The organism is Lentzea fradiae, assembly GCF_900100955.1.
Taxonomy (GTDB): Bacteria; Actinomycetota; Actinomycetes; order Mycobacteriales; family Pseudonocardiaceae; genus Lentzea; species Lentzea fradiae.
Genome location: NZ_FNCC01000018.1, coordinates 59,029 through 84,902, shown reverse-complemented (window position 1 = coordinate 84,902; position 25,874 = coordinate 59,029). Strand labels below are relative to the sequence as shown.

Here is a 25,874-nt window from a genome sequence, read left to right as displayed (position 1 = left end):
TGTCCAACCATAACGCGGACGGGCGCCCCCGGAGGGGGACGCCCGTCACCTGTGACCCGTGAGATCAGTCCTCGGACTTGCCCGACTGCAGGCCCGCCGAGATCAGGTCCATCACCGACGAGTCGGCGAGCGTCGTCACGTCGCCGACCGCGCGGTTCTCCGCCACGTCGCGCAGCAGGCGGCGCATGATCTTGCCGGACCGCGTCTTCGGCAGCTCCGGCACGACCATGATCTGCCGCGGCTTCGCGATCGGGCCGATCTCCTTGGCCACGTGGTCGCGCAGCGCCTTGATGGCCTCGGCGCCGCCCGCGTCGTCACCGGCGCCGCCGCGCAGGATCACGAACGCCACGATGCCCTGGCCGGTGGTCGCGTCGGACGCGCCGACGACGGCCGCCTCGGCCACGGTCGGGTGCGAGACCAGCGCGGACTCGACCTCGGTGGTGGAGATGCGGTGGCCGGACACGTTCATCACGTCGTCGACGCGGCCGAGCAGCCACAGGTCGCCGTCGGAGTCGTACTTGGCGCCGTCGCCCGCGAAGTAATAGCCCTGGTCGGCGAAACGCGACCAGTAGGTGTCCTTGTAGCGCTCCTCGTCGCCCCAGATGCCGCGCAGCATCGACGGCCACGGCTCGTCGAGCACCAGGTAGCCACCGCCGCCGTGCTCGACCTCGACGCCCTCGTCGTTGACGACCTTCGCACCGATGCCGGGCAGCGGGCGCTGCGCAGAACCGGGCTTGGTCGCGACGACACCAGGCAGCGGCGAGATCATGATCGCGCCGGTCTCGGTCTGCCACCACGTGTCGACGATCGGGGCCTTGCCGCCGCCGATGTTCTCGCGGTACCAGATCCACGCCTCGGGGTTGATCGGCTCGCCGACCGAGCCCAGCACCCGCAGCGACGACAGGTCGTACTTGGCCGGGATGTCCGCGCCCCACTTCATGAAGGTGCGGATCAGCGTCGGCGCCGTGTAGTAGATCGAGACGCCGTACTTCTGGATGATCTCCCAGTGGCGGCCCTCGTGCGGCGTGTTCGGGGTGCCCTCGTAGACGACCTGCGTCACGCGGTTCGACAGCGGGCCGTAGACGATGTAGCTGTGGCCGGTGACCCAGCCGATGTCCGCGGTGCACCAGTACACGTCGGTGTCCGGCTTGAGGTCGAACACGTGGTGGTGCGTGTACGACGTCTGCGTGAGGTAGCCGCCGGACGTGTGCAGGATGCCCTTCGGCTTACCCGTGGTGCCCGAGGTGTAGAGGATGAAGAGCGGGTGCTCGGAGTCGAACGCCTCGGGGGTGTGCTGGTCGGACTGCGAGTCCACCAGCTCGTGCCACCACACGTCCTTGTCGGTCCACGCGACCTCGGTGTCGGTGCGCTTGACGACGATGACCTTCTCCACCGACGGCGCGCCCGCGACGGCCTCGTCGACGGCCGGCTTGAGCGGGGCCGGGTTGCCGCGGCGGTACTGGCCGTCGGTCGTGATCACGAGGCGGCACGAGGAGTCCTCGATGCGGGTGCGCAGCGCCTCGGCGGAGAAGCCGCCGAACACGACGCTGTGCATCGCGCCGACGCGGGCGCACGCGAGCATCGCGAAGATCGCCTCGGGCACCATCGGCATGTAGATCGCGACGCGGTCCTCGGCGCCGATCCCCAGCGAGGTGAGCGCGTTCGCGGCCTTGGAGACCTCGCGCTGCAGCTCGGCGTAGGTGATGGCGCGGGAGTCGCCGGGCTCGCCCTCCCAGTGGATGGCGACCTGGTCGCCGTGGCCGGACTCGACGTGCCGGTCGACGCAGTTGTAGGCGACGTTGAGCTTGCCGCCGACGAACCACTTCGCGAACGGCGCGTCCGACCAGTCGAGCACCTGGTCCCACTTCGTGTCCCAGTGCAGCCGTTCCGCCTGCTTCGCCCAGAACGCCTCGCGGTCGGCCTTCGCCTCCTCGTACAGCTCGGGCTTCGCGTTCGCCTGTGCCGCGAACTCGTCGGAGGGCGGGAACGTCCTGCTCTCCGTGAGCAGGTTGTCCAAGGCTTTGCCCTGGCCTGGCGACTGCGTCATGGTGCGAGACCTCCTGGAAAGTCCAGACCGGTTGGGGACGGGTACTGACCGTAGTGCGAGCCAGTTCACTTCCAACAGGTTCCTCCCCAAAAAGGTTCAGACCAATTTGGGGCGGGCGGTGTTACACGGCCGTCATTGTGTAACCCGTTTTGTCTGTTCCTGGCACGCATGACTCGTTGAACGGGCGAGACTGCGCGCTCAGCGGTCCGCACAGTGAGCTGGATCACCCGTTTCACCTGGTCAGGTACTCTCCGCAACCGTGACCGATCCCCTCGCCCCGCTGCTGTCCCTGCCCGGCGTGGCCGACGCCGCGAACGCCGCCAAGGACGCCGTCTTCCAGGTCCACCGTCATCGGGTGAACCTGCGCGGCTGGGCCACCACGGCGGCGGAGGCGTCGGTCAGGGCCGCCCGCGCGTCGGCGGCGCTGGAGGGCGGCCCGACCGAGATCCCCGAGTCCGGCGAGGTCTCCGACCCGGTCCTCGCGGGCTCCCTGCGGGTCGCCGAGGCGCTGGGCGGGCTCGTGGGGACGTGGCAGCGCGCGCCGTTGCAGGCCCTCGCGCGGCTGCACGTCCTGGCCGCCGCGGACCTGACGACCGACCTCGGCAGGCCGCGCGTCTCCGAGGACGTGTCGCAGCGGCTCGACCTGCTCGGCTCGCTGGTCACCGGCGGGACGTCCGTGCCGGCGCCGGTGCTCGTGGCGGTCGTGCACGGCGAGCTGCTCGGCCTGGCGCCGTTCGACGTCGCCAACGGCGTGGTGGCCCGTGCCGCGGCCAGGATGACGTCGATCTCCACCGGCCTCGACCCGAAGGGCCTGGGCGTGCCGGAGGTGGCGTGCCTGCGCCGGTCGGCCGAGTACGAGGCCGCGTCGGTCGCGTTCGCGTCGGGGACCCTGGAGGGCCTGGCGCAGTGGATCTTGTTCGTCTGCTCCTCGATGGAGGCGGGCGCCCGCGAGGCGAAGAGCATCGCGGACGCCGCACTCACCGGATGACGTCGGCCAGCACTTCGGCGGCCCGGATGGCGTCCTCGTCGGTCACGTAGAGCGGCGCGAACCCGAACCTGAGGACGTCCGGCGGCCGGTGATCGCCGATGACGCCACGTGCGATCAGCTCGTCCATCACGGCCTTGGCGTCCGGGCAACGGACCGAGATCTGGTTGCCGCGGTTCTCCGGCGTGATGACCTCGAGGTTCGTGAGCTTCTCGACGTGCTCGCGGAACAACGCCGTCAGCGCCAGACCACGCTGCCGCAGTTCGGCCAGGTCGACGTCGTCCCACACGTCCAGGGCCGCGTCGAGCGCGAGCATCGACAGGATGTCCGGCGTGCCGACCCGTGCGCGGACGATGCCGGGATCGGGTTCGTACGACGGCTTCATGCCGAACGGCTCGCGGTGGCCGTTCCAGCCCGACAGCGGGTTCTCGAACGTCGCCTGCTTCGCGTGCGGCACGTAGATGAACGCCGGTGAGCCCGGTCCGCCGTTGAGGAACTTGTAGGTGCAGCCGATCGCGAAGTCGACACCGAGCGCGTCCAGCTCGACCGGCAGCACACCCGCGCTGTGGCAGAGGTCCCAGACCACCTGCGCGCCGACGGAATGCGCCTGCTCGGTGAGCGCCTTCATGTCGTGCAGCTCGCCGGTCCGGTAGTCGACGTGGTTGAGCAGCACCGCGGCGGTGTCCTCGGTGAAGTCCAAAGAGGACGGACGTGCGGCCCGGATCTGCAACCCCGTCAACGAGGCCACGGACTGCGCGATGTAGCCGTCGGTGGGGAACGTCGACTCGTCGCACACGATCTCGGACCGGTCGGTGCCCTGAACGGCGCCCATCAGCGCCTTGTAGACGTTGACCGACGTCGAGTCGCCGGCGACGACCTGGCCCGGCGCGGCCCCGACCAGCCTGCCGATGCGGTCGCCGACCCGTTGCGGCGTCTCCCACCAGCCCTCGGACCACGAGCGGATCAGCCGCTCACCCCACTGGTGCCGCACGACCTCCTGCATGCGCGCGGCGACGTTCTTGGGCAGTGCGCCCAGGGAGTTGCCGTCGAGGTAGACGACCCCCTCGGGGAGGTCGAACAGGTGCCGCCTCACACGTAGCTCCTCGCGGTCCACAGCTCCGGGAACACCGACCGCTGGGTGCGCTTCTCCAGCCACGCGACACCGGCGGACCCGCCCGTGCCGGTCTTGGCACCCATCGAGCGACGGGTCGCCAGCAGGTGGTCGTAGCGCCAGCGCGCGAACTCCTCCGCGATGTCGGTCAGCGCCTCGCCCAGCTCCAGCAGGTCGCGGTCGTCGCCGCGGTAGATCGCCGCCCACACCTGCTCGACCTCGGGGGACGGCTGGTACGCCTGCGTCAGGTCGCGGTCCAGCACGGCCTGCGGGATGTCGAAACCGCGCCGCCGCAACGCCGCCAGCACGTCGTCGTAGAGCGACGGCTCGGCCAGCGACTTCTCCAGCTGCTCGTGCATCGCGGGCACCGCGCGGTGCGGCACGAGCATCGAACGGGACTTCTCGCCGAGGAGGAACTCCATCTCGCGGTACATGCCGGACTGGAAGCCGGACCCCTCGCCGAGCGCGTCGCGGAACGAGTTGAACTCGGTCGGCGTCATCCGCGCGATCGGCCGCCATGCGGCGGACAGGGCCTGCAGGTGCAGGTCGGAGCGGCGCAGGGTGCGCACGGCCGCGCGCAGGTCGTCGGAGCGCAGCTCGCTCTGCGCCTGCCGCCACTCGAAGCAGAGCAGGCCGAAGTACAGCTCCATGACCTGCGTGATGACCAGGAACGACATCTCCCGCGGATCTTTGGACCACTGCTGTTGAAGGGTGTGCAGCACCGACGCGTGCACGTAGTCCTCGTACGGCGTGGTGCCGCCGAAATCCAGCTTGGGGGACACGGGGCAGCTCATGTCCTCAATCTTCGCCGGAACCGCCGCTCACCTGAATGGACGACGAAAGGCGTTCGGCGCGAATCTCTTCCGAACGCAAAGCAGTTCGGCGGGTAGCTTTGCATTCATGTTGGACGAGGTGGACAAGGCCCTGTTGGAGGCCCTCCAAGAGGATGCGCGGCTGTCGTACAACGAGCTGGCGCGTCGGGTCCACGTGTCGCCGCCGACCGTGGCGCAACGGGTCCGCAGGCTGGAGAACATGGGTGCGATCACCGGCTATCGCGCCGTGGTGGACCCGACCGTCGTCGGACGTCCGGTCGTCGCGTTGGTGCGCATGAAGTGCTACGGGCCGCGGTGCATCACCGTGCACCCCGAGCTGCTGGACGACCTGCCCGAGGTGGTTGAGGTGGTGCGGCTGACCGGAGACATCTGCTCGGTGGTCAAGGTCGTCACCACGTCGATCGTCGAGCTGGAACGGCTGCTCGTGCGGTTGGCGACGCACGGGGAGACGTCCAGCGCGATGGTGCTGTCGACGCCGATCCCGTGGCGTCCGGTGCTACCCGGTTAGCGACTGGGTCCCCACGACCAGGGCCAGCGCGAGGCGGTCGGCGTCCTCGGTGCCCGGTTCCGCCGTGTAGACGGTGATCCGCAGGTCGTCCTGGGTGACGACGAGGGTGTCGCAGTCGAGCGTGATCAGGCCCGCGGCGGGGTGGTCGATCGTCTTGTGCCGGGTCGGCGGCGCGGGGATCGCCGGGTCGTCGGCGTTCCACAGCTCCGCGAAGCGTTCATTGCCGGTCAGGGCGGTGACCAGGCGGCGCAGCCCGAGGTCGGCCGGGTAGCGCGAGGCCGTGAGGCGGAAGTCGGCGACGAGGCGAGCCTCGTGCAGTGCCTGCTCTTCAGGCGTGTGGACGACCCGTGTGGGCATACCGGTGACGTTGCGCCAGACGGCGTTGCGTTCCAACCCGTTCCACGCGGTCGTGTCGCCCATGAGGGCGTCGTACGGCGCGTTGGCCTGCACTAGCGTCCACGTCGCGTCGTGCACGACGACGGGCGTGTGTGACAGACGGTCGAGCAACCTCCGCACGCTCGCGGTCACCCGTGACGGCACGACGTCCCGCCCTGGCGTGGCGTGTCCGGCGAGGGTGTAGAGCAGGTCGCGTTCGGCGTCGGTCAGTCGTAGACCCCTCGCGAGTGCTTCCACGACCTGTGCCGAGGGGGCCCTCGCGCGGCCTTGTTCCAGACGGGTCAGGTAGTCGGCGGAGATGCCTGCGAGCGCGGCCAGTTCCTCGCGGCGCAACCCGGCCGCCCGGCGTCGACGGCCGGTGGGCACCCCGGCTGCTTCCGGTGCGACCCGGTCGCGCCAGCGCCGCACCGTCCGGCCGAACTCCCACGTCTCCACGGCCTCCAGTGTGCGCGGGCTCGCGGACGTTGTCCTGTGTCTGCCAGTCCTACGAAAACCGGGCCGCTGGTTGACGTCCGGTGGTCCTCGCAAGCTCGGGGTCATGACTGGAACTGTGCTGATCACCGGACCGACGAAGAACCTCGGCAGGCACGCCGTGCTCGCGATGGCCCGCCGGAAGGACAAGCCCGACCTGCTGCTGGTCGGACGCAGGGGAGCGGAGCTCACCGCCGTCGCCGCGGAGGCCCGCGCGCTCGGTGCGGACGTTCACGAGATCGGCTGCGACCTGGCGAGCCTGGCGGACGTCCGCGCTGCCGCTGCCACCGTTCGTGAGCTGCTGGACAGCGGTGCCGTGCGGCCGTTGCGGGCGTTGGTCGCCAATGCCGGGCTCGCCTCGGCCGGGCAGACCTCGGCCGACGGCCACGAGCTGACGTTCGCGGTCAACCACCTCGCCCACGCCCAGCTGATCGGCGCCCTGCTCGACCGGTTCACCGCACCGGCCCGGATCGTGCTGCTCGGGTCGAACACCTACCACCAGAACTTCTGGCGCAAGCTGCTCGGCGTGACACCGGCGCGGTGGGCCGACCCGGTGGAGCTGGCCGGCGCCCGCGCCGACGACTCGATGGCCGCCTACTCCACGGCGAAGCTGGCGATCCTCTACTACGCGCACGAGCTGCAACGACGCGTCGGAGACGGCATCGGTGTGTCCGTGTTCGAACCGGGCTGGATGCCCGGCACGGGACTGGGCCGCAACGCACCGCCCGCCGTCCAGGCTGTCAGCCGGTTCCTCGGCAGGCTGCCGGGGATGTCGAAGCCGCAGACCTCGGGGCCGTTGCTCGCCTCCGTCGCCCTCGACGACAAGTGGGCGCACCTTCGTGACGGGGCGTTCGTGCTGAAGAACCGGGTCGCGGACGTGCAACCGGTGGCGCACGACAGGGACCGCGAGCGGCGGCTGTGGGACGTGACCGCCGAGCTGCTGGCGCCGGTGTCGCGCGGATAACACGTATCTCAGATTCCAATTACGCTAGCGTCGATCACGTGAGGCTGACCAAGAGCACCGACATCGCGTTGCGGATCGTGATGCGGCTGGCCGTTTCCGACGAATGGGCCAACCCGACCACGCGGGAAGTCGCCGAAGTCATGGGAGTGCAGTACACCCATGCGGCCAAGGTCGTGGCCCAGTTGCAGCACCTCGGAGTGGTGCGCGCGCGGCGCGGCAGGGGAGGCGGTCTGGCGCTCGCCGCCGAAGGCCGCTCCCTCTCGGTCGGATGGCTGGTGCGCGAGCTGGAGGGCGTCGGCGACGTCGTCGACTGCGAAGGCGAGGTGCGGTGCCCGCTGAGCGCCGCCTGCCGGTTGCGGCGTGCGCTGCGCCAGGCCCAGGAAGCCTTCTACGCCTCGCTCGATCCGTTGCGCGTCGAGGACCTCGTCGCCGATCCCACCGGTCCCGTACTGCTGAGCCTGCAGCCGAACTGAGGAGCCCGCCGATGTTGTCCCCGAAGTCCGCCGAACTCGTCGAAGCCACCCTGCCCGCCGTCGGCGCGGCCATCGGCGAGATCAGCCGCAACTTCTACGCCCGCATGTTCGAGGAGCACCCGATCCTGCTGCGGCACCTGTTCAACCGCGGCAACCAGGCCAACGGCACCCAGGCCCAGGCGCTCGCCGGGTCGGTCGCGGTCTTCGCCACCGGGCTGCTCGAAGGGAAGAGACCCGACGCGATGCTGCGCCGCATCGCGCACAAGCACGTGTCCGTCGGCGTCACGGCCGGCCAGTACACGGTGGTGCACAAGCACCTCATGGCCGCGATCGGCGAGGTCCTCGACGTCACGCCGGAGATCGCCGCGGCGTGGAGCGAGGTCTACTGGCTGATGGCCGACACGCTGATCGGGATGGAGCGCTTTCTGCCGCGCGGCCAGGACGAGTACCGGGTCATCGCGCGGTTCCAGGAGACCGACGACGTCGTGACGTTCGTGGTCAGGCCGGTGCGCGGGCCGGTGCCGCTGAACAAGCCCGGCCAGTACATCTCGGTGCACGTGCCGCTGCCCGACGGCGCCCGGCAGATCCGCCAGTACAGCCTCTCCGGCCGCACCGACGACGCGTTGCAGTTCTCCGTCAAGCGGGATGGCGAGGTGTCGACCCGCCTGCACGACCACGCGCCGGTCGGCAGCACGCTCAAGCTCAGCCGGCCGACCGGGGACGTGACGCTGCGGCCAGGCGACAACCCCGTGCTGTTCGCGTCGGCCGGGATCGGCTGCACGCCGATGATCGCGATGCTCGCCGAGCTGGTCGCCACCGGCTCACCGCGCAGGGTCATCGCCGTGCACGGCGACCACGACCAGTTCAGCCACCCGTTCCGCGCCGAGCTCGCCCAGCTCGTCGCGAAGCTGGAGGACGGGCAGGCGCACGTCTTCTACGAGCGGCCGGTCGGCGAGTGGCCTGCCGAGCGGACCGGGTACGTCGATCTCGGCGGCATCGACATCCCGGCGGACACCACCGCCTACCTGTGTGGACCAGCGCCGTTCCTGCGCGCCGCGCGGGCCCAGCTGATCGGCGCCGGGGTCACCGACGTCCACTACGAGATCTTCGGGCCCGACGTCACGTCAGCCGGCTAGCCGGCCCAGCGCGTCGCGGACGTGGCCCTGCGTGTCCTCCAGCGCCGCCGCCGCACGATCGGCCGGCACCCCGGCGAGCAGGTGGACCAGCGCCACCTTGAGGTCGCCGGACGACTCGGCCAGCGCCTGCTCGCAGTCGTTCGCGGGCAGGCCGGTGGCCTCGTGCAGGATCCGGATCGTGCGTCCGCGCAGCTTCGCGTTGGTGGCGCGCATGCTGACCATCAGGTTCGAGTAGGTCCGGCCGAGCTTCACCATCACCGCGGTGGAAAACGATGTCAGGACGAGCTTCTGGGCCGATCCCGCCTTCATCCGGGTGGAGCCCGCGATGGCCTCCGGGCCGGTGTCCAGCGTGACGAGGACGTCCGGCGTGAACGGCACCGACGCGTTGTTCGACACCAGCACGGTGCGGGCGCCGAGCGTGTGCGCCTCTTCCAGAGCGCCGATCACGAACGGCGTGCGCCCGGACGCCGTCACGCCCACCACCAGGTCTTTCCCGGTCGCGTAGCGGCGGATCTGAGCGGCGCCGGAGTGGTCCTCGACCTCCTCGACGGCACGGACGAGGGCTTCGGTCCCGCCGGCGTGGTGGGCGACGAACCAGTCGTCGGGCGCGTTGAACGTGGGCACCAGCTCGGCGGCGTCGAGCGTCGCGAGCCGGCCGGACGTGCCCGCGCCGACGTAGTGGACGCGACCGCCGGAGGAGATCGCGGCGACGCCGAGGTCGACCGCGATGGCCAGGTCCGGCAGGGCCCGCGCGACCGCGGCCGGGACCGTGCGGTCCTCGTCGTTGATCATCCGGAGCACGTCGAGCGTGGGGACCCGGTCGATGTCCGCGGTGCGCGGGTTCCGTTGCTCGGTCGGAGATTCCACGCGCACCACCACATCGTTCCGGGGCGAGGTCATTTAGACGTCTCCCGCGGCCGCCTTCGCCCGTCCGGTCTGGCGCCCAGCCGATGACCGGACACCGCCTCGTACGTGGCCTCCAGCGCCGTCTTGGCCGTGTCGACGTGGTGCTGGGCCACGCCGATGAACAGGCAGTCGATCACCGTGAGCTGGGCGATCCGGCTGGCCATCGCGCCGGAGCGGAACGTCGTCTCGCGCGCGGCCGTCGTGAGGACGTGGTCGGCGACCTCGGTGATCGGCGACCGCGGGAAGTTCGTGAGGGCGACCGTCGTCGCGCCGGTCTCGCGGGCGACCCGCAGCGCCTCGACGGTCTCCGAGGTCGAGCCGGTGTGCGAGATGCCGACGGCGACGTCCGCGCCGGTGAGCACGGCCGCCGACGTCAGCGCGATGTGCGTGTCGTTCCACGCGAAGCACGTCAAGCCGATGCGGTGCAGCTTCTGCTGCATGTCGAACGCGACGAAGGCGCTCGCGCCGAACCCGTAGACGTCCACCCGGCGGGCACCCGCCACGGCTTGGACGACCTTGTCGAGGGCCTCGACGTCGAGCTGCTCCGCGGTCTCCTCGACGGCGCGGGCGTCGGCGAACGCGACCTTGCCGACGACCTGCCGGAGGTCGTCGCCGGGGCCGATGTCGCCGCCCATGTCGTGGTTGGCACGGGCGGCGCTGCGGGCGGTGTCGGCGGCGAGCGCGATGCGCAGCTCCGGGTAGCCGCCGACGCCGATGGCCTTGCAGAACCGCGTCACCGTCGTCTCGCTGGTGCCGGCCTGCTCGGCCACCTCGGTGATGCTGCGGTGTGCGACCGTCCCCGGGTTCTCCAGGACCACCTTCGCGACGCGCTGCTCGGCGCGCGCGAGACCCGGCAGCAACGACCGGATCTTGACCAGCGGGCTGGACTCGGCACTGCTTTCAGTGGACACGTGGGAAACTTACTAACCGCCACTGCGAGGGTCAACGCACTGTGTCCGAAAGTCACTCTCCCGCGTGTGTCACCGCACGTCGGGCACCTTGCGAGTCGAGACGGCGATCCGGTTCCACGCGTTGATCGTGAAGATCAACGCGATGAGCTGGGCCAGCTCCTCCTCGCCGAAGTGCCGCGCGGCCCGCTCGTAGACCTCGTCGCTGACGTACTCGTGGCTGCTCAGGACGGTGATGGCCTCGGTCAGCCGAAGCGCGGCCTTCTCCTTCTCGGTGTAGAGGTCCCCGGCCTCCTCCCACGCGTTCAGCAGGTAGATGCGGGCCTCCGACTCACCGCCCTTCCTGGCGTCGACGGTGTGCATGTTGAGGCAGTAGGCGCAGTGGTTGAGCTGCGAGGCCCGGATGCGCACCAGCTCGGCCAGCTGCTCGTCGAGGCCCTCACGGGCGGCGGCGTCGAGGGCGATCATGGCGCGGTAGACCTTCGGGGCCTTCTTGGCGATGTCGATGCGGTTCGTCATGACCCCAACCTAGGCCGCTGATTGGCCCCCGGCGTGGTGCAATCTGATCGTGGAATCGTGGGCCAATCTTGACTTCCACCTCGACCTGTCCGGTCCAGGTGGGTTGCGGCAGCGGTTGACGGCGTCGCTGCGGGAAGCGGTCCGGTCGGCACGGCTGCCGCCCGGCACCCGCCTGCCCGCGTCGCGCTCGCTCGCCGCCGACCTGGGGATCGCGCGCAACACCGTCGCCGAGGCGTACGCGGCACTCGTGGCCGAAGGGTGGCTCACCGCGCGTCAGGGGTCGGGAACCGTGGTGGCGCAACGCGTCGAGCCGCCCGCCCCCGTGCACCGCGGGGCGCCGGCGTCGGACGTGCGGTACGACCTCAGGGTGTCGACGCCGGACGTCACCGAGTTCCCACGCGCGGAATGGGTCCGGTCGACCCGCCGTGCGCTGATGGCCGCGCCGTCGGAGGCGTTCGGGCCAGGCGACCCGAGGGGGCGGATCGAGCTGCGGACGGCGCTCGCCGAGTACCTGTCGCGGGCGCGGGGCGTGCGGGCCGATCCCGAGCGGATCGTCGTGAGCTCCGGGTTCGGCGGCGCCGTGCAGATGTTCGACAAGCTGTTCACGCCGCCTGTCGTCGTCGAGGAGTACGGACTGCAGTTCCACCGGTCGCTGTGGACGTCGACGGTGCCGCTGGCGGTGGACGACCACGGCGCCAACACCGAGCAGTTGCCCGACGACCTGCGCGCGTGCGTTTTGACTCCGGCGCACCAGTTCCCGTTGGGCGGCCCTCTGCACCCGAGGCGGCGCGCTGCGGCCGTGGAGTGGGCACGGCGCGTTGACGGCCTTGTGCTGGAAGACGACTACGACGGCGAGTTCCGCTACGACCGGCAACCAGTCGGGGCCGTGCAAGGGCTGGACCCGGAACACGTCGTGTACCTGGGCACGTCGAGCAAGGCGTTGTCACCGGCGTTGCGGATCGCGTGGATGGTGTTGCCGGACCGGTACGTCGACCCGGTCCTCGCGTTGAAGACCAACCGCGAGCAGCACGTCAGCATGCTCGACCAGCTGACGTTGGCCGACTTCCTGGCGCGCGGTGCGTACGACAGCCACGTGCGACGGATGCGGTTGAAGTACCAACGGCGTCGCGACCGGCTCGTGGATGCCGTGTCGCCTTACGCGTCCGTATCCGGCATTGCCGCCGGGATGCACGCCGTGTTGGAGACGCCGCACGAGAAGGCCGTTGTGGACGCCGCGCGTGAACGTGGGGTCGCGGTCAGCCCTCTCTCGTGGTTCCGGCACGAGCAGAGCGACGACGACCGTTCGGGAGTGGTCGTGAGTTTCGGAGCGCCCGCGTTTCCACGGGCGCTCCCGTCCTTCATGGAGGCGCTAGCGGCGTGCCACTGACCAGCCGTCGGCCGTGACGCTGCCCCGTGCGTGCACGTACACACCACGGCCGTCGTACTGGCCTGCCTTGGTGAAGACGAACCGCGACTTCTTCTGCTCGACGGCCACCCATCGGCGTTCAGTGGTGGTGATCGTGCGTACGTCCTGCCAAGCGGTGCCGTCCCAGTGCTGGACGGTGAGCTTGTCGCCCTTGTCCACGTCCACGAAGACCTCGACCGGGCGGTCCGCCGTGAGCGTGCCGCCGGAAGCCGTTGCGCGCCACTGCTTTCCGTTCGCCTTGACCGCCAGCGCGTTCGCCAGGCCGTCGGCCGCCACCCGCCGCGCCGGGTTGACACTGCCCCAGTCGCGGCTCGGGTGCACCCGGTTCGTCAGCAGGATCGCGATCGACCGCGACGCCTTGTCGATCACGAACGACGTGCCGGTGTAGCCGGTGTGGCCCGCCGTCCCCGGACCGCTCAGCCCGCCCATGTACCAGCGCTGGTCCAGCTCGAAGCCCAGGCCGTGGGCGTTGTCGGGGAACTGCTGGTTGAAGTTCGTCAGCATCAGCCCGACCGAGTGCTCGGACAGGATCCGGCGACCGCCGTACGTGCCGCCGTTGAGGATCGTCTGGCCGAGGACAGCGAGGTCCTTCGCCGTGCCGAACACACCGGCGTGCCCGGCCACCCCGCCCAGCGACCACGCGTTCTCGTCGTGCACCTCACCGCGGACGATGCCGCGGGGCGGTGACGCCTGGAACTCCGTGGCGGCCGTGCGGTGCTTGGCCTTCGGGTTGTAGCCGGTGTCCTTCATGCCGAGCGGTTTCGTGATGCCGTCGCGCACCGCCTGGTCGAGACGCTTGCCGCTGACCCGGTAAACCAGCTCGCCGAGCGTGATCAGGTTCAGGTCGGAGTAGACGTACGTCGTGCCGGGCGTGGACTTCGGCGCCACGTCCATCACGGCCTTGATGCGTGACGGGACGTCCGGATACCGCTGCCACAACGGGATGAACGGTTCGAGGCCGCTCGTGTGCGTGAGCAGCTGCTTGACGGTGATGTCCTCTTTGCCGTTCACGCCGAACTCGGGCAGATAGGTGGCAACTCTCTCGTCGATGGCCACCCGGCCCTGTTCTACCTGCTGGATCACCGCGATCGACGTGAACAGCTTCGAGATGGACGCGAAGTCGAAGATCGTGTCCTTGCGCATGGGAACGCGTTCTTCTTCGGGCAGCTGCGTCTGCTGGTCCTCGTACAGGACCGCGTAGCCCGTGCGGTCGTGCGCCACGATCTTGCCGTCGTGCACGTACATCGTGACGGCACCGGCGTAGAGCGGTTTGCCGTTGGCCTGCGGCTTGGTGAAGTCGTGGAGCTGCCGCAGCGCCGCGTTGATCGGCTCGGGGTCGAGGTTCGCCCAGTACGGGTTGGACGCGCGCAGCGTCGTGCCCGGCGGCGCGAAACCGTCCGCGGGCTGGTCGAAGTGTCCGGGAACGGCGGCCGTCACGAGTGCGACGGCCAGTGCAGGGATGAGCATGGCGTCCTCACCGGTAGCGCAGGTAGGGCTGGCGGGTGCGGCGGAACTGCTGCAACTCCTCCTGCCACGCGCCGGCGACCTCGCCGGGGGACGTCCCGGCGTCGATCATCGTGCGCAGCCGGTCGGAGCCGCTGAGCTTGTCGATCCAGTTGTCGGGACGCCACGCGAACACGTCCGGGTAGAGCGACCTGGCGGTGACCAGCATCGCCACGGCCGCCCCGATGGCGTCGAACCTGCCCGCGTCGGTGACGTGCAGGGTCACCCCGCCGCAGGTCTTGCCCTGGAACTTGTTGAACGTGGGGGAGAAGTACGTCTCGCGGAACCGCACGCCCGGCAGCCCCAGCCCGTTCAGGGCCTCCGCCCAGCGCCAGTCGACGCCGGGAGCGCCGACCGTCTCGAACGGGCGGGTGGTGCCGCGGCCCTCGGACAGCACCGTGCCCTCGAACAGGCACGTGCCGGGGTAGACGAACGCGGTGTCCTGCGTGGGCATGTTCGGGCTCGGCGGCACCCACGGCAGGCCCGTGTCGAGCTGGTCGCGCCGCCAGCCGCGGACGTCGACCACCTCCAGCCGGGTGGCCAGGCCGAACTCGCCCTGGAACAGCCGGGCCAGCTCGCCGACCGTCATGCCGTGCTGCTGCACGATCGGCTTCAGGCCCACGAACGTCGCGTACGCGGGGTCGAGCTGAGGGCCCGCCGCGTCGCCGCCGATCGGGTTCGGGCGGTCCAGGACGATGAAGTCGAGGCCCGCCGCGGCGTCCATCGCCGTGTAGAGCGTCCAGATGTAGGTGTAGAAACGCGCGCCCACGTCCGCGATGTCGAACACGACCGTGTCGATGCCCGCCTTCACGAACATCGCCCGGATCTTCGCGGCGTCGGCGCCGTACGTGTCGTACACCGGGATGCCCGTGCGCGGGTCCGCGTAGTCGCCCTCGGACCCACCGGCCTGCGCCGTGCCGCGGAAGCCGTGTTCCGGGCCGAACACCGCCGTCGGCCGCACGCCGTGGGCCACCATCGAGTCGACGATGTGCGTCTGGTCCGTGAGGATGCCCGTCGGGTTCGTCAGCACACCGGTCTTGCGGCCCCTGAGCTTGCGCCAGCCGTCCTGGGCGAGCTGCTCGGAGGCCGTGGCGAGCCGCGGTGTCGCGTTCACGGTGGACGACGCGGTGACGAGGGGGACGGACAGCGCGCCCGCGGCGAGGAAGCTCCGCCGCCTCACCAGGTCACCCCGTGGCCGAACGGGTAGGGCGTCGGGCCGGGGACGTCGACCGGCAGCTTGCCCTTCGGCGTGGCCTCACCGAGCAGGATGCGTGCCAGCGCCTCCATCGAGACAGTCGTGGTGGAGTAGGTCGCGAGCCACGTCTTCGCATCGCTGTGCGCCACGTCGTACGGGTTGCCGGTGGCGACCGCGATGACCGGCTTGCCCGTCGCGACCAGCTGGTTCAGCAGATCGAGCTGAGCCGGCCTGGTGCTCAGGTTGTTCGTCAGCACGACGACCTTGTCCGCGGTCGCCGCCGCCGCGAGCGCCTGCTCGACTTGCGCGGGTGTCGGGCTGGTCGCCGTGACGACCTTGGCGCCGCCGAGCCTGGTCGCCAGTGCCGTCGCCGGAGCGTCGCTCGTGCCGACGACCAGCGGAGCCGTGGCGTTGAGCGGGATGGCCCGCTCGTCGTTGCGGACGGCGGTGATCGTGCGGTCGGCGATGGCCTGCGCCCGTTCGGTGTTGGAGCCGACGACCCGGTCGACCCTGTTCTCGTCGACCTGGGCGGTGAGCATGACGCCGCGCAGCAGCTTCATCTTCAGGATGCGCAGCACGCTCTCGTCGATGCGCCGCTCGGAGATCTCACCGCTGCGCACGGCCTTGAGCACGCTGTCGATCGCGAGACCGAGGTTCGGCGGCATCAGCAGCTGGTCGACGCCCGCCTTGATGGCCAGCACCGGGATCTCGGCGTCGGTGTGCAGCTTGCGGACGCCGTCCATCTCCAGCGAGTCGGTGACCACCACGCCGTCGTACTTCAGCTCGTCGCGCAGCAGGCCGGTGATGACGTTCGGGCTGAGCGTCGCAGGGTTGCCGGAAGGGTCGATCCGCGGCACCTGGATGTGCGCGGTCATGATCGAGTCGATCTTGGCGTCGATCGCGGCCTGGAACGGCGGCGCGTCGATCTGCCGCCACTGCTCCAGGCTGCGGTTCGAGACCGGCAGCGCGGTGTGGCTGTCCTCGGACGTGTCGCCGTGACCGGGGAAGTGCTTGGCGGTCGAGGTGACCGACGACGGGTCGAACCAGCGGCGGCCCTCGTAGCCCTGGACCTGTGCGCGGACCATGTCGGCCGCCAGCCGCGGGTCGCTGGAGAAGCTGCGCACGCCGATGATGGGGTTCGCCGGGTTGGAGTTCACGTCCGCGTCCGGGGCGAAGTTCTGGTTGATGCCCATCGCCCGCAGCTCCTGCGCGGTGATCCTGGCGGCCTCCTCCGCGTCGGCCGTGCTGCGGCCGGCGCCCAGCGCCATGCTGCCCGGCAGCTGCGTGGCGGGCGGCCCGATCCGCGTGACCAGGCCCATCTCCTGGTCGATGGAGATGAGCAGCGGCACCTTGCTGGCCTTCTGCAGGCCGTTCGACAGCTGCGCGATCTGCCGCGGCGTCTCGATGTTGTCGCGGCTGGAGTTGTTGAAGTAGATGACTCCGCCCGGCTGGTACTTGCGCACCATCTCCGCGGCCGTGGCCACGCCGAAGTCGGTCTGGTTCTTGGGGTGGGGGACGTCGGCGGCCTGGCCGTTGACGTACGTGACGAAGAGCTGGCCGACCTTTTCTTCCAGCGACATCCCACGCAGAGTGGTCACCGAGGCGTCCGCTCTCGCCACCGGCGTGAGCGCGAGCAGGGCTGTGACCAGCGTCAACGCGGCGAACTTCCGCACTTGTCCGTGCCTCCCGGTGATGTTCCCACAGGTAACTGGCGTAGTTCGCAAGTTACTCACGGCTGCGGGGTGGGTCAACGGGGGCACATTGTGCCGTCCGGCGGCACTTCCGCCGGGACAAGCAAACGGGGCACCCTCGAAAGGGTGCCCCGTCGACAGCGCGGGCTTGCGAGTTACCAAGCGTGCAACTCGTGTCGTACAACCCTGGCCTCGGCGTCCGGCGTCCCGGTACGCAGGCCCTAGACGACAAGCCTCCCGCGGCGTGCTGCGCGTGGGTACTCGAAGTCCGCGCACGGAGCTCTGCCGGGGTGGAGTCCGGCTTCTCTTCGCCGGGTCCCTGGCCGACCGGAGGTCCGCACCACCTATTTAAGACCGTGTGCCCGGTCACAGCAAGGGCTCGGAAGGGTGCACCGTTCAAGCCACGTTCAGTAAGGAAAGTACTGGGGCGTCAGGATTTGTGAGCCGGACTTCGTGTTCGGTACCGCTGAGAGGGCGGCGCCCGTGCACCCACCAGGGCACCACGTGCGCGGCCCGTCGCCGCTACCCGCCGGTACCGGTACCGATCGGGTTCCGCGGCCGCGAAACCCTTGACTCAGCCCTGTCCGCGCTTGCGCCGCAGGCCGTACCAGGCCGCACCGGCCGCCGCGACGGCGCCCAGGCCGATCGCCGTCACCGCGACCGCCTTGCCCGACGGCGTCGGAATCCGGCCGCGCAGGCTCACCGGGTCGACGAACTGCAGCACCGGCCAGTCCTTCTCCAGGGCGGTGCGGCGCAGGCCCCGGTCCGGGTTCACGGCGGTCGGGTGGCCGACCACCTCCAGCATCGGCAGGTCCGTGACGCTGTCGGAGTAGGCGTAGCTGCGGGAGAGGTCGTAACCGTGCTCCGCCGCGAGCTGCTTGATGGCGACCGCCTTGTTGTCCGCCGCGCAGTAGAAGTCGACCTCACCGCTGTAGCGGCCGTCCTGCACGACCATCTTCGTGCCGACGCTGTAGTCCGCCCCGATCATCTGCGCGATCGGCGCGACGAGCTCCTCGCCGGACGCGCTGACGATGACGACGTCGTGACCCTCGGCCTTGTGGTCGGCGATCAACTGTGTCGCCTCCTTGTAGACAAGTGGGTCGACGATGTCGAAGAGCGTCTCGTTCACGATGCTGCGGATCTGCTCGACGTCCCAGCCTGCCGCCAGCGCCGTGATGTGCGCCCTCATGCGGTCCATCTGGTCCGCGTCCGCCCCGGCCAGCATGAACACGAACTGCGCGTACGCGCTCTTCAGCACCGCCCGGCGGTTGATCAGCCCTTCCTGGAAGAAGGGCCGGCTGAACGCCAGCGTGCTCGACTTCGCGATCACGGTCTTGTCGAGGTCGAAGAAGGCGGCGATCCGGCTCATGGACGCCAGCTTAGGTGTACTGGCGAGTAGGCCGTTCGGGCGGCATTTCGGTCGTGGACGAAACCGTTGTGCGGCATGGTTACCGAAACTTGCCCCTCGGCTGTGGCCGAAGTTGCGCGCGGCACTGGCGCATGGGGATACAGTAGAAGAGTCCGGTTCGACGGACGGGTTCAGTCCGACCCCCCGGGACTGAACCATTGACGACCCCCGTCCCTCCCCCCTGGCGGGGGTCGTCCCATATCCGGACCCCGTTTCCGGCCGAGGCCGACTGGACCTCTGCGGCCGTTCGACGGCACTTCTCCGGGCAACCCTCCAGCGTCGCACACACCCCTGACAGCCCAGGGCGTCCAGGGCGTTGAAGATCGCAAGTTGTCCACAGCTCGCGAGTTGTCCACATCTCGATCTTCGAGCGTTGTGTCGTTCCTCACCGCGCACGACGGTGGACCCATGACCAACCCCCTCGCCCTCCTCACCGACCAGGACCTCCTCGACGAGGTGCTCCGCGTGGCCGCCGCGGCCGACTGCCCGCTCACCTGCGCCCCGGACGTCACCGCGCTGCGCGCCCAGTGGCACGCGGCACCCCTGGTCCTGCTCGACCCGGCCGCGGTCTCCGCCTGCCTCGACGCGGGCCTGCCCCGCCGCACGGGCGTGCTGGTCGTCCACGGAGGCGACCCGCCCTGGGCCCCGGCCGTGGCGCTGGGCGTCGACGGCGTCCTGGAGCTGCCCGTGGAGGGCCGCACCCTGGTGGGCGCCCTGAGCGACCTGGGAGAGGGCCCGCCGTCCGACCGCGGCAGGGTGGTCTCCTTCGTGGGAGGCAGGGGCGGCGCGGGCGCGTCGATCCTCGCCACCGCCACCGGCCGCGAGGCGGTCGCCCAAGGCGGCGAGGCGATGCTCGTCGACTGCGACCCGCTGGGCGGCGGCATAGACCTGGCCCTGGGCACCGAGTCCGACGAGGGAGCCCGCTGGCCGGGCGTGCACTGCAGCGGCGGCAAGGTCCCGATGTCGGCCCTGCGAGCAGCCCTCCCGACCTCGGGCAGTCTGAGCGTTCTAGCCTGCGACCGAACGGGCCCCGACCCCGAACCGGCAGCGGTGGCCGCGGTCCTCGACGCGGGCCGCCGAGCAGGCAACACCGTCATCTGCGACCTGCCCCGCCACCCCACCCCAGCCGCCTCGGCGGCCCTGGACCGCACCGACCTGACGATCCTGGTCGTCCCAGCCGAAGTCCGCGCCACCGCCGCGGCCACCAAGGTCGCCTCCCGCCTGCTGACCCAGGGCCGCACCATCCGCCTGGTCGTCAGAGGCCCGTCCCCGGGCAACCTCCAGCCCGCCGACATGGCCGACGTGATCGGCGTCCCCCTCCTGACCCAGATGCGCCCGGAACCGGGCCTCGCCGAGGTCCTGGAACGAGGCCGCTTCCCCCGCAACGCCAAAGGTCCCCTGGCCACAGCGGCCCGCCAGGTCCTGAAGGAGCTCCGCCCATGACCACCCCACCGGCCCACAACCCAGTCCCCACCCCGAAGCCGGCCTTCACCCGGCACCTCGCCCTGACGCGCCACCCCATCCGAGCCCAAACCCCACCACCCACCGAGAAACCGCCGCCCACCGAGAAACCCCCGCCCGCCAACAAACCCTCGCCCGCCAACCGACCCCAGTCCGCCAACCAACCCCGGCCCAGCGCCCCCGTCGCACCCGCCGCCCGCACCTCACCCGTCAACCAGCCCCCGCAGACCGCCCAAATCCCACCCTCCAGCCAACCTCCACCGCACGCCCAACCCCCACCCGCCAGCCACTCCCTCCCCGTCACGCTCCTCCGAGTCCTGTGCCGCATGGTGCGCAACCTCGTCGTCCACGGCCGCCCCTTCCCACCCCGCTTCGTCTTCCGGGAGCCCCCGAAATGACCCGCTTCCTCATCTGGTGCACCGAAACCTGGCTCCGCCTCACCGGCCGCGAGATCCACCGAGGCCGCCACGCCAGGGGCGCGACGTGACGGCCGCGCTGATCGACCGGGTCCGGCACCGCCTGGCCGGCACGGACATGGACCTGACCGCGGCGGTCGTGGCCCATGCCGTCCGCTCCGAGGCCGGAGGAGTACTGGCCGACGGGGACGTCTTGGAGGCCCTCCAAGTTCTCCGCCAGGAGTTCAGCGGCACCGGCCCTCTCGACCCGCTCCTCGCCGACCCCGGCACCACGGACGTCCTCGTCACCGCGCCGGACCAGGTCTGGGTCGACGGCACGTCGGGTCTGCGCCGGGCGTCCGTCACGTTCCCCGACGAGGACGCGGTCCGCCGTCTTGCCCAACGGCTCGCGGTGGCGGCGGGGCGGCGTCTGGACGACGCGTCGCCGTGTGTCGACGGCTGGCTGCCGGGGAGTGGGGTGCGCCTGCACGCCGTGTTGCCGCCGATCGCGGACCGCACCTGCCTGTCGCTGCGCATTCTCCGTCCGGCCACGCACGACCTCGACGCATTGCAGCGGCTTGGCACGTTCGACGCCGAGATCGCCGACGCGCTGCGCACGATCGTCCGGCGGCGTAAGGCGTTCCTGGTGGTCGGTGGTACCGGGTCGGGCAAGACGTCGTTGTTGTCCGCGCTGCTCGGGTGTGTTCCGGCGACCGAACGGATCGTCTGCGTCGAGGACGCGGGTGAGCTCCAGCCCGACCATCCGCAGTTCGTGCGGCTCGTGGCGCGTCCGTCGAACGTCGAGGGCGCGGGCGAGATCACCGTTCGGCAGCTGGTGCGGGAAGCGCTGCGCATGCGGCCGGATCGGATCATCGTCGGCGAAGTTCGGGGCGCGGAGGTGCGCGAGCTTCTCACGTCGCTGAACACCGGCCATGAAGGTGGCGCGGGCACGCTGCACGCCAACTCGCCGAGCGAGGTGCCGGCCAGGCTTGAAGCGTTGGGGGCGCTGGGCGGCCTCAGTCCGCAGGCACTGCACAGTCAGGTGGCGGCTGCGGTCCAACTGGTGCTGCACATGCGCCGAGACGAGAACTCCAGGTACCTCAACGAGATCGGCGCGTTCGCACGCACACCCGCAGGACTGCAAGTGAGTCCTATTTGGACTAGAGAAGCGGGCTGGCGGGAGAAGGAGTTGCTGTGCTGAGCCTCCTGTTCCTCGCGACGGCCCTGCTGATCGCGCCGCAGTTCACACCGGTTCGTCGCCTCAGGCCGAAAGATAAACGCGAAGTGGTTGTGCCGCAACTGGTCTGGGTCGGACTGGCGGCGGTCCTCCTCTACCTGGCGGCGGATGTCGGCGGACTGATCGCCGGGGTGGTCCTGGGAGCGGTGATCTACCGGGGAGTCAGGCGGAGCAGACGAGCCAAAGAGCTCCGAGCAGCGACGGAAGGACTCAGCGACGGTCTGGGAGGGGTGGTCGACGAGTTGCGCGCCGGTGCCCACCCCGCCGCGGCGGCGGAAGGGGCGGCGCAGGACGCCCCGAAGCCCGCCAGTGACGTGCTGAGAGCCGTGGCGGCCACTGCACGGATGGGTGGTGACGTCGAGCGGACCTTACGAGACCTGAAACAGCCGCTCCTCGACACAGACAGGCTGGCCAGGGCGTGGCACGTGTCGGCGAAGCACGGGGTGGCGTTGGCGGACGTCCTCGACGCGACGAGGCGTGACCTCGACGAACAGTCGGCGTTCGCACGGCAGGTCAACGCGCGCATGGCGGGGCCACGGGCGAGTGCGGCCGTGTTGGCGGGGCTGCCGGTGTTGGGGCTGTTGCTCGGTGAGCTCAGCGGGGCGCGGCCGTTGCACGTCCTCACGGGCACCGCGGCGGGACAGGGGCTGCTGGTTCTGGGCGCCGTGTTCCTGGCGGTGGGGCTGTGGTGGACGCGGCGGATCACCGAGGTGCGGTCGTGACGTTCCTGCTGCTCGCGCTGGCGGTGCTCGTCGCGCCGACGGGGCGGGGGATCGACCGGCTCCGGCCGCGGGCTCACGACCCGCCGCGGCGGCCGGTGAAGGCCGGCGGGCCGTTCGACCGGGCCGCGGCCTGGGACCTCCTGGCCGCCTGCCTGCGGGCGGGGCTGCCGGTGCCCACCGCGATCCAGGCGGCCGGCATCGGGGAGCTGAGCCAGGTCGCCGAGCTGCTCAGGCTCGGGGCCGATCCGGTCACGGCGTGGGCGCCCGCGCTCGACCGGCCCGCCACGGCCCCGCTCGCCAGGGCCGCGCGGCGGACGGCGCGGTCCGGTGCCGCGCTGGCCGGGCAGGCCGCCGAGCTGGCGGCCAGGACCAGGGCGGAGGCCGTGAACGAGGCCGAGGCGAAGGCGCAGCGGGCCGCGGTGGCCGTGGCGGCGCCGCTCGCCCTGTGCTTCCTGCCTGCGTTCCTGTGCCTCGGCGTGGCGTCGGTGGTGCTGGGACTGGCCGACCGATTCCTCATCTGAAGGAGAGACATGGAACTGCTGAAGGACGACAGCGGCATGAGCACCGTGGAGTACGCGATCGGGACGTTGGCCGTGGCCGCGCTGGCCGGCGTTCTGTACATGGTGGCCACCAGCGATCTGGTGGAAGGGCTGCTGCAAGGGCTGATACAGCGTGCGCTGTCTTCGGTCTGACGACGGGGGCATGGTCACCGTCGAGGCGGCCATCGCCGTGTGCGCGTTGCTCGCCGTCATGGCGCTGGCGGCGACCGGGCTGACCGCGGTCATCGAGCAGATGCAGTGCACGGACGCCGCGAGAGAGGCGGCTCGGCTCGCGGCGCGTGGCGAACCGGAGCGCGGAGAGCAGGTGGCCGGGGAGATCGCCGCCGGGGCGGTTGTCGTCGTGCACAGCCAGGCCGACGCCGTGCGGGTGGTCGTCAGCAAGCGGGGTCCGTTGGGGCTGCCGCTCACCGCGGAGGCGTTCGCCGTCCCGGAGCCGCGATGAGCGGACGAGCGGCCGGGGACGAGCGGGGTTCGGCCGCGGTGAGCGGTGTGGTGGCGATGCTGGTGCTGATCGTCCTCGCGGTCGCCGGGATGCGGGCGGGAGCGGTCGTCGTCGTGCGGCACCGGGTGAACGGTGCGGCTGATCTGGCCGCGCTGGCGGCGGCCGCTCATCTCGCCGAAGGCGAGGGGCGTGCCTGTGAGCTGGCGAAACTGGTGGCGGAGGAGAACGCGGCGGTGCTCGTGCGCTGCTCGGCGACGGGATGGGAGGTGGTTGCCGAAGTCTCGGCGACGACGCCGTTCGGCCCGGTGAACGCACGGGCGAGAGCAGGTCCGGCTGAAGATCGGGAGCGTTTGGAGCACGATGAGCGGTCGACTCGCTGCGGTGAGCGGACTCACACCGGCGCCGGGACATGCTGAACGGTGATCGAACCAAACGCCGGTAGTTCGGCGGCCCGTTCTGCCGAAGCACGTTCGCCGTCTCATAGCTACCAGTTGTCGCGACGGGGGTTACCAAGCCCGGGGCCGGTGTCGTTAGTTGTAGTGGCGGCACCGACGCGGTGTCCTGCGAAACACCGGCACCACGGCGATGTCGAGTCGGAACTCGGGAAGAAGGCGACGGAAGATGGATTGGTCGGACAGCTGGCGCGGGGCCTTCCGCATCGAACTGCGGGCCGAGGCCGCGAGCCTCGCGCACCGCGGTTGGCCTGTGCTGCCCGGCACGTACCCGGCCCGTTCCGAGGACGGCGTCACCCGCTGGGCCGGCCGCAGCGGTCTTGAGCTGCACGGCCCGATCCCGGTGCACCGCGACTGGGTGGACCGCATCGGCACCGACCCCGAGCAGGTCGCCACCTGGTGGACGGGCGGCTCCTACAGCCTCCTCGTCGCCACCGGCCACGTGGTCGACGCGATCGAGGTCGGCACCGCTCTCGGCCGTCGTGCCGCCGTCGCGCTGCGGTCGATCGGTGTTCCCGTGCCGATCGCCGCGACCCCGTCCGGGCGCTGGATGTTCCTCGTGAAGTCCGGCTCCACGCTCACCGCCGCACTGGCGGACAACGCGGACGTCCACCTGTACGGCAAGGGCGAGTACATCCCGCTGCCGCCCACCACCATGACGCACGGCGTCGTGCACTGGCGGGTCAAGCCGCAGGTCTGCGGCTGGAACCTGCCGGACGCGCACGTCGTTCAGGACGCGCTCGTCGAGGCGCTGCACGCCCCGGCCCGTCGCCTCCAGCTCGAAACCGTCTGACCCGGCAACCACCCCGACACAACCACAGAGCCCGGCCGCGCTGGGTGTCGTCGTGGACTCTCCCCGACAACCCCGAAGGCGATGCCCTGCACGGCCGTTTCAACCCCAGCCCGATCCTCTGACCGGTCCCCACCCGCACGTCGGGACCGCCGGAGGAGCAGGGCGACGAAGCCGAACACGCACCCCGAAGGACAGCCTCCCGCACCAGTGACCGGACCGAGGAACGTTAGTGGCAGGACACCAGTCCTGCCGCGGTCGGCGAAGCCGGCTCCTCCCCGGAGTTCGTCGGAAGACAGTGGACACCGTCGCCTCCCGCGTGTCCTGTCGAGACGAACGAACCTGATTCCGCCGATGTTCCGAGGAATCCGGTCGCGAAGCGGTAGCAGGCGGGAACACGGTGTTCGGCACGTGGAGAGCGCGCGCCGCGGGAACCCGTGAGCCCGCGGCGCGCGCCCACGAAAGCGTCAGAGCTGGAGACGTTCCGCGTACGAAGCGAACGCGAGCGTCTCCTCCACGGATCCGGGACGTGGGACCGCGTCGGCGTTCCAGCCGAGGTCCCTGTCCTGCAAGACCTGCTCGATCAGCGGGTGCCAACGCTGATCGAGCATTTTCTTCGCCCACAACAACGCCCCGCGCTTCGACTCCACCTCTCCCGTGTGGATGGTGTAGAGCGTGCGGCAGTACGTCGAGACGATGTAGCGCTGTGTCCAGGCGTTGTCCATCGGCGCCCACTCCCGGATGCCGTCCAGGACGTGCGGCAGCTCGGCCCGCATCGACGAACGCAGGACGTCGGCGGGAACCTCGTCGACCAGCGACGTGACCGGCGGGCCGTCCAGCACGATGCCGTGGTGGCGCAGGATCCAGCGGGTGTGCGGGCTGTTGCAGTGCGTGTCCCAGGCCAGTGTGCGGGTGCCGTGGTCGTTGAACAGCCACGAAATCCCGAGACCCGCCACGGACCGCAGCGACTCCACGTCGGCGTACGAGCCTTCGATCTCCGTCGACCAGCGGCCCGGCCGCGTCGGGATCTCGTCGTGCAGCACGCGCAACGCCACCTCACGCGCGCCGGACGGCAGTTCGGTGCAGGCGACGATGAAGTCGCAGTCGCTGTGGATGTCGCCCGCGCCCAAGGCGAACGAGCCTTGGACGTAGGTGCCGACGTAGGTGGGGCCGAGGATCTCCCGGACGGCCGAGACGAGGTCGGCGAGCAGGGCGTCCAGGTCGGGGAAAGGTGTGAACAAGGCGGACTCCAGTGAACCCGTCGTCGTGGTGTGGGCTGGGTGTTCTTCTGGAGGGCGGTGACACCGGCCGAGGCAGTGCCCGGGCATCGGCAAC

At 70.5% G+C, this 25,874-nt stretch carries 26 protein-coding genes; 14 read left to right on the top strand and 12 right to left on the bottom strand.

What is annotated here, in order from left to right; translation table 11 throughout:
* Positions 1 to 64: 64 nt before the first annotated feature.
* On the bottom strand, positions 65 to 2,047 hold the full coding sequence (acs, locus tag BLT23_RS34470) for an acetate--CoA ligase (RefSeq protein WP_090057836.1): 1,983 nt from the start codon (positions 2,045 to 2,047) through the stop codon (positions 65 to 67).
* 259 nt (positions 2,048 to 2,306) lie between these two features.
* Here acs and BLT23_RS34465 point away from each other — a divergent pair, with 259 nt between their 5' ends.
* Positions 2,307 to 3,035: an oxidoreductase gene (locus tag BLT23_RS34465; RefSeq protein ID WP_090057834.1), complete on the top strand. Its 729-nt coding sequence runs from the start codon at positions 2,307 to 2,309 to the stop codon at positions 3,033 to 3,035.
* On the opposite strand, the gene kynU is transcribed toward BLT23_RS34465, so the two are convergent.
* A complete protein-coding gene (gene kynU / locus BLT23_RS34460) occupies positions 3,025 to 4,125 on the bottom strand; it encodes a kynureninase (protein WP_245744500.1) in 1,101 nt (366 codons plus the stop codon). The two genes, BLT23_RS34465 and kynU, sit on opposite strands and share 11 nt — an antisense overlap.
* Positions 4,122 to 4,937 (bottom strand): tryptophan 2,3-dioxygenase, encoded by an 816-nt coding sequence (locus tag BLT23_RS41895; protein WP_245744499.1) that lies wholly within the window; start codon positions 4,935 to 4,937, stop codon positions 4,122 to 4,124. The genes kynU and BLT23_RS41895 overlap by 4 nt, the downstream gene beginning before the upstream one ends.
* A 106-nt stretch (positions 4,938 to 5,043) precedes the next feature.
* On the opposite strand from BLT23_RS41895, the gene BLT23_RS34455 reads away from it, so the two are divergent.
* Positions 5,044 to 5,484, top strand: coding sequence for an Lrp/AsnC family transcriptional regulator (locus BLT23_RS34455; RefSeq protein ID WP_218133970.1), 441 nt, complete (start codon positions 5,044 to 5,046; stop codon positions 5,482 to 5,484).
* Here BLT23_RS34455 and BLT23_RS34450 read toward each other — a convergent pair.
* Entirely contained in the window at positions 5,473 to 6,315 is an 843-nt protein-coding gene (locus tag BLT23_RS34450; protein WP_090057829.1) for a helix-turn-helix transcriptional regulator, read from the bottom strand. The two genes, BLT23_RS34455 and BLT23_RS34450, sit on opposite strands and share 12 nt — an antisense overlap.
* A gap of 103 nt (positions 6,316 to 6,418) precedes the next feature.
* Here BLT23_RS34450 and BLT23_RS34445 point away from each other — a divergent pair, with 103 nt between their 5' ends.
* Genes BLT23_RS34445 through BLT23_RS34435 form a run of 3 tightly spaced genes read left to right on the top strand, consistent with a single transcriptional unit; the run spans position 6,419 to position 8,924 of the window.
* Entirely contained in the window at positions 6,419 to 7,315 is an 897-nt protein-coding gene (locus tag BLT23_RS34445) for an SDR family NAD(P)-dependent oxidoreductase (protein WP_090057826.1), read from the top strand.
* 38 nt (positions 7,316 to 7,353) lie between these two features.
* Complete coding sequence (locus tag BLT23_RS34440) at positions 7,354 to 7,788, top strand: Rrf2 family transcriptional regulator (RefSeq protein WP_090057824.1); 435 nt, start codon at positions 7,354 to 7,356, stop codon at positions 7,786 to 7,788.
* 11 nt (positions 7,789 to 7,799) lie between these two features.
* Entirely contained in the window at positions 7,800 to 8,924 is a 1,125-nt protein-coding gene (locus BLT23_RS34435) for a globin domain-containing protein (protein WP_090057821.1), read from the top strand.
* On the opposite strand, the gene BLT23_RS34430 is transcribed toward BLT23_RS34435, so the two are convergent.
* The 3 genes from BLT23_RS34430 to BLT23_RS34420 all read right to left on the bottom strand — a co-directional run bounded on the left by BLT23_RS34430 (position 8,913) and on the right by BLT23_RS34420 (position 11,257).
* Positions 8,913 to 9,824, bottom strand: coding sequence for an N-acetylmuramic acid 6-phosphate etherase (locus BLT23_RS34430; RefSeq protein ID WP_090057820.1), 912 nt, complete (start codon positions 9,822 to 9,824; stop codon positions 8,913 to 8,915). The two genes, BLT23_RS34435 and BLT23_RS34430, sit on opposite strands and share 12 nt — an antisense overlap.
* Positions 9,821 to 10,741, bottom strand: a complete 921-nt coding sequence (locus BLT23_RS34425; protein ID WP_090057816.1) for a MurR/RpiR family transcriptional regulator — start codon at positions 10,739 to 10,741, stop codon at positions 9,821 to 9,823. Before BLT23_RS34425 ends, BLT23_RS34430 begins: the two co-directional genes overlap by 4 nt.
* Before the next feature lie 69 nt (positions 10,742 to 10,810).
* Positions 10,811 to 11,257, bottom strand: coding sequence for a carboxymuconolactone decarboxylase family protein (locus tag BLT23_RS34420; protein WP_090057813.1), 447 nt, complete (start codon positions 11,255 to 11,257; stop codon positions 10,811 to 10,813).
* A 49-nt stretch (positions 11,258 to 11,306) separates the two neighbouring features.
* Here BLT23_RS34420 and pdxR point away from each other — a divergent pair, with 49 nt between their 5' ends.
* On the top strand, positions 11,307 to 12,644 hold the full coding sequence (gene pdxR, locus BLT23_RS34415) for a MocR-like pyridoxine biosynthesis transcription factor PdxR (RefSeq protein ID WP_245744498.1): 1,338 nt from the start codon (positions 11,307 to 11,309) through the stop codon (positions 12,642 to 12,644).
* On the opposite strand, the gene BLT23_RS34410 is transcribed toward pdxR, so the two are convergent.
* From BLT23_RS34410 to BLT23_RS34395, 4 genes are all read right to left on the bottom strand, one after another.
* Positions 12,627 to 14,150 (bottom strand): serine hydrolase domain-containing protein, encoded by a 1,524-nt coding sequence (locus tag BLT23_RS34410; protein ID WP_090057808.1) that lies wholly within the window; start codon positions 14,148 to 14,150, stop codon positions 12,627 to 12,629. The genes pdxR and BLT23_RS34410 overlap by 18 nt on opposite strands.
* Positions 14,151 to 14,157: 7 nt before the next feature.
* A complete protein-coding gene (locus tag BLT23_RS34405; RefSeq protein WP_090057805.1) occupies positions 14,158 to 15,366 on the bottom strand; it encodes an exo-beta-N-acetylmuramidase NamZ family protein in 1,209 nt (402 codons plus the stop codon).
* On the bottom strand, positions 15,363 to 17,054 hold the full coding sequence (locus tag BLT23_RS34400; protein ID WP_425434445.1) for a glycoside hydrolase family 3 protein: 1,692 nt from the start codon (positions 17,052 to 17,054) through the stop codon (positions 15,363 to 15,365). Before BLT23_RS34400 ends, BLT23_RS34405 begins: the two co-directional genes overlap by 4 nt.
* A 592-nt stretch (positions 17,055 to 17,646) precedes the next feature.
* Positions 17,647 to 18,441 (bottom strand): HAD family hydrolase, encoded by a 795-nt coding sequence (locus BLT23_RS34395; protein ID WP_090057802.1) that lies wholly within the window; start codon positions 18,439 to 18,441, stop codon positions 17,647 to 17,649.
* 447 nt (positions 18,442 to 18,888) lie between these two features.
* On the opposite strand from BLT23_RS34395, the gene ssd reads away from it, so the two are divergent.
* From ssd to BLT23_RS34355, 8 genes are all read left to right on the top strand, one after another.
* Positions 18,889 to 19,923: a septum site-determining protein Ssd gene (gene ssd / locus BLT23_RS34390; RefSeq protein ID WP_090058183.1), complete on the top strand. Its 1,035-nt coding sequence runs from the start codon at positions 18,889 to 18,891 to the stop codon at positions 19,921 to 19,923.
* A 501-nt stretch (positions 19,924 to 20,424) separates the two neighbouring features.
* Positions 20,425 to 21,537 carry a TadA family conjugal transfer-associated ATPase gene (locus BLT23_RS34385; RefSeq protein ID WP_090057798.1) on the top strand — a complete coding sequence of 371 codons (1,113 nt, stop codon included), beginning with the start codon at positions 20,425 to 20,427 and terminating at the stop codon, positions 21,535 to 21,537.
* Complete coding sequence (locus tag BLT23_RS34380) at positions 21,531 to 22,295, top strand: type II secretion system F family protein (RefSeq protein WP_245744497.1); 765 nt, start codon at positions 21,531 to 21,533, stop codon at positions 22,293 to 22,295. The genes BLT23_RS34385 and BLT23_RS34380 overlap by 7 nt, the downstream gene beginning before the upstream one ends.
* Positions 22,292 to 22,816, top strand: a complete 525-nt coding sequence (locus BLT23_RS34375) for a type II secretion system F family protein (RefSeq protein WP_090057795.1) — start codon at positions 22,292 to 22,294, stop codon at positions 22,814 to 22,816. The genes BLT23_RS34380 and BLT23_RS34375 overlap by 4 nt, the downstream gene beginning before the upstream one ends.
* A 9-nt stretch (positions 22,817 to 22,825) precedes the next feature.
* On the top strand, positions 22,826 to 22,987 hold the full coding sequence (locus tag BLT23_RS34370) for a DUF4244 domain-containing protein (protein WP_090057792.1): 162 nt from the start codon (positions 22,826 to 22,828) through the stop codon (positions 22,985 to 22,987).
* A 10-nt stretch (positions 22,988 to 22,997) separates the two neighbouring features.
* Positions 22,998 to 23,297 (top strand): TadE family type IV pilus minor pilin, encoded by a 300-nt coding sequence (locus BLT23_RS34365; protein ID WP_090057788.1) that lies wholly within the window; start codon positions 22,998 to 23,000, stop codon positions 23,295 to 23,297.
* Positions 23,294 to 23,713, top strand: a complete 420-nt coding sequence (locus tag BLT23_RS34360) for an Rv3654c family TadE-like protein (protein ID WP_090057785.1) — start codon at positions 23,294 to 23,296, stop codon at positions 23,711 to 23,713. The genes BLT23_RS34365 and BLT23_RS34360 overlap by 4 nt, the downstream gene beginning before the upstream one ends.
* A gap of 205 nt (positions 23,714 to 23,918) precedes the next feature.
* On the top strand, positions 23,919 to 24,542 hold the full coding sequence (locus BLT23_RS34355) for a bifunctional DNA primase/polymerase (protein WP_090057783.1): 624 nt from the start codon (positions 23,919 to 23,921) through the stop codon (positions 24,540 to 24,542).
* Between the two features lie 464 nt (positions 24,543 to 25,006).
* On the opposite strand, the gene BLT23_RS34350 is transcribed toward BLT23_RS34355, so the two are convergent.
* A complete protein-coding gene (locus tag BLT23_RS34350) occupies positions 25,007 to 25,780 on the bottom strand; it encodes an aminoglycoside adenylyltransferase domain-containing protein (protein ID WP_090057780.1) in 774 nt (257 codons plus the stop codon).
* Positions 25,781 to 25,874: the final 94 nt, after the last annotated feature.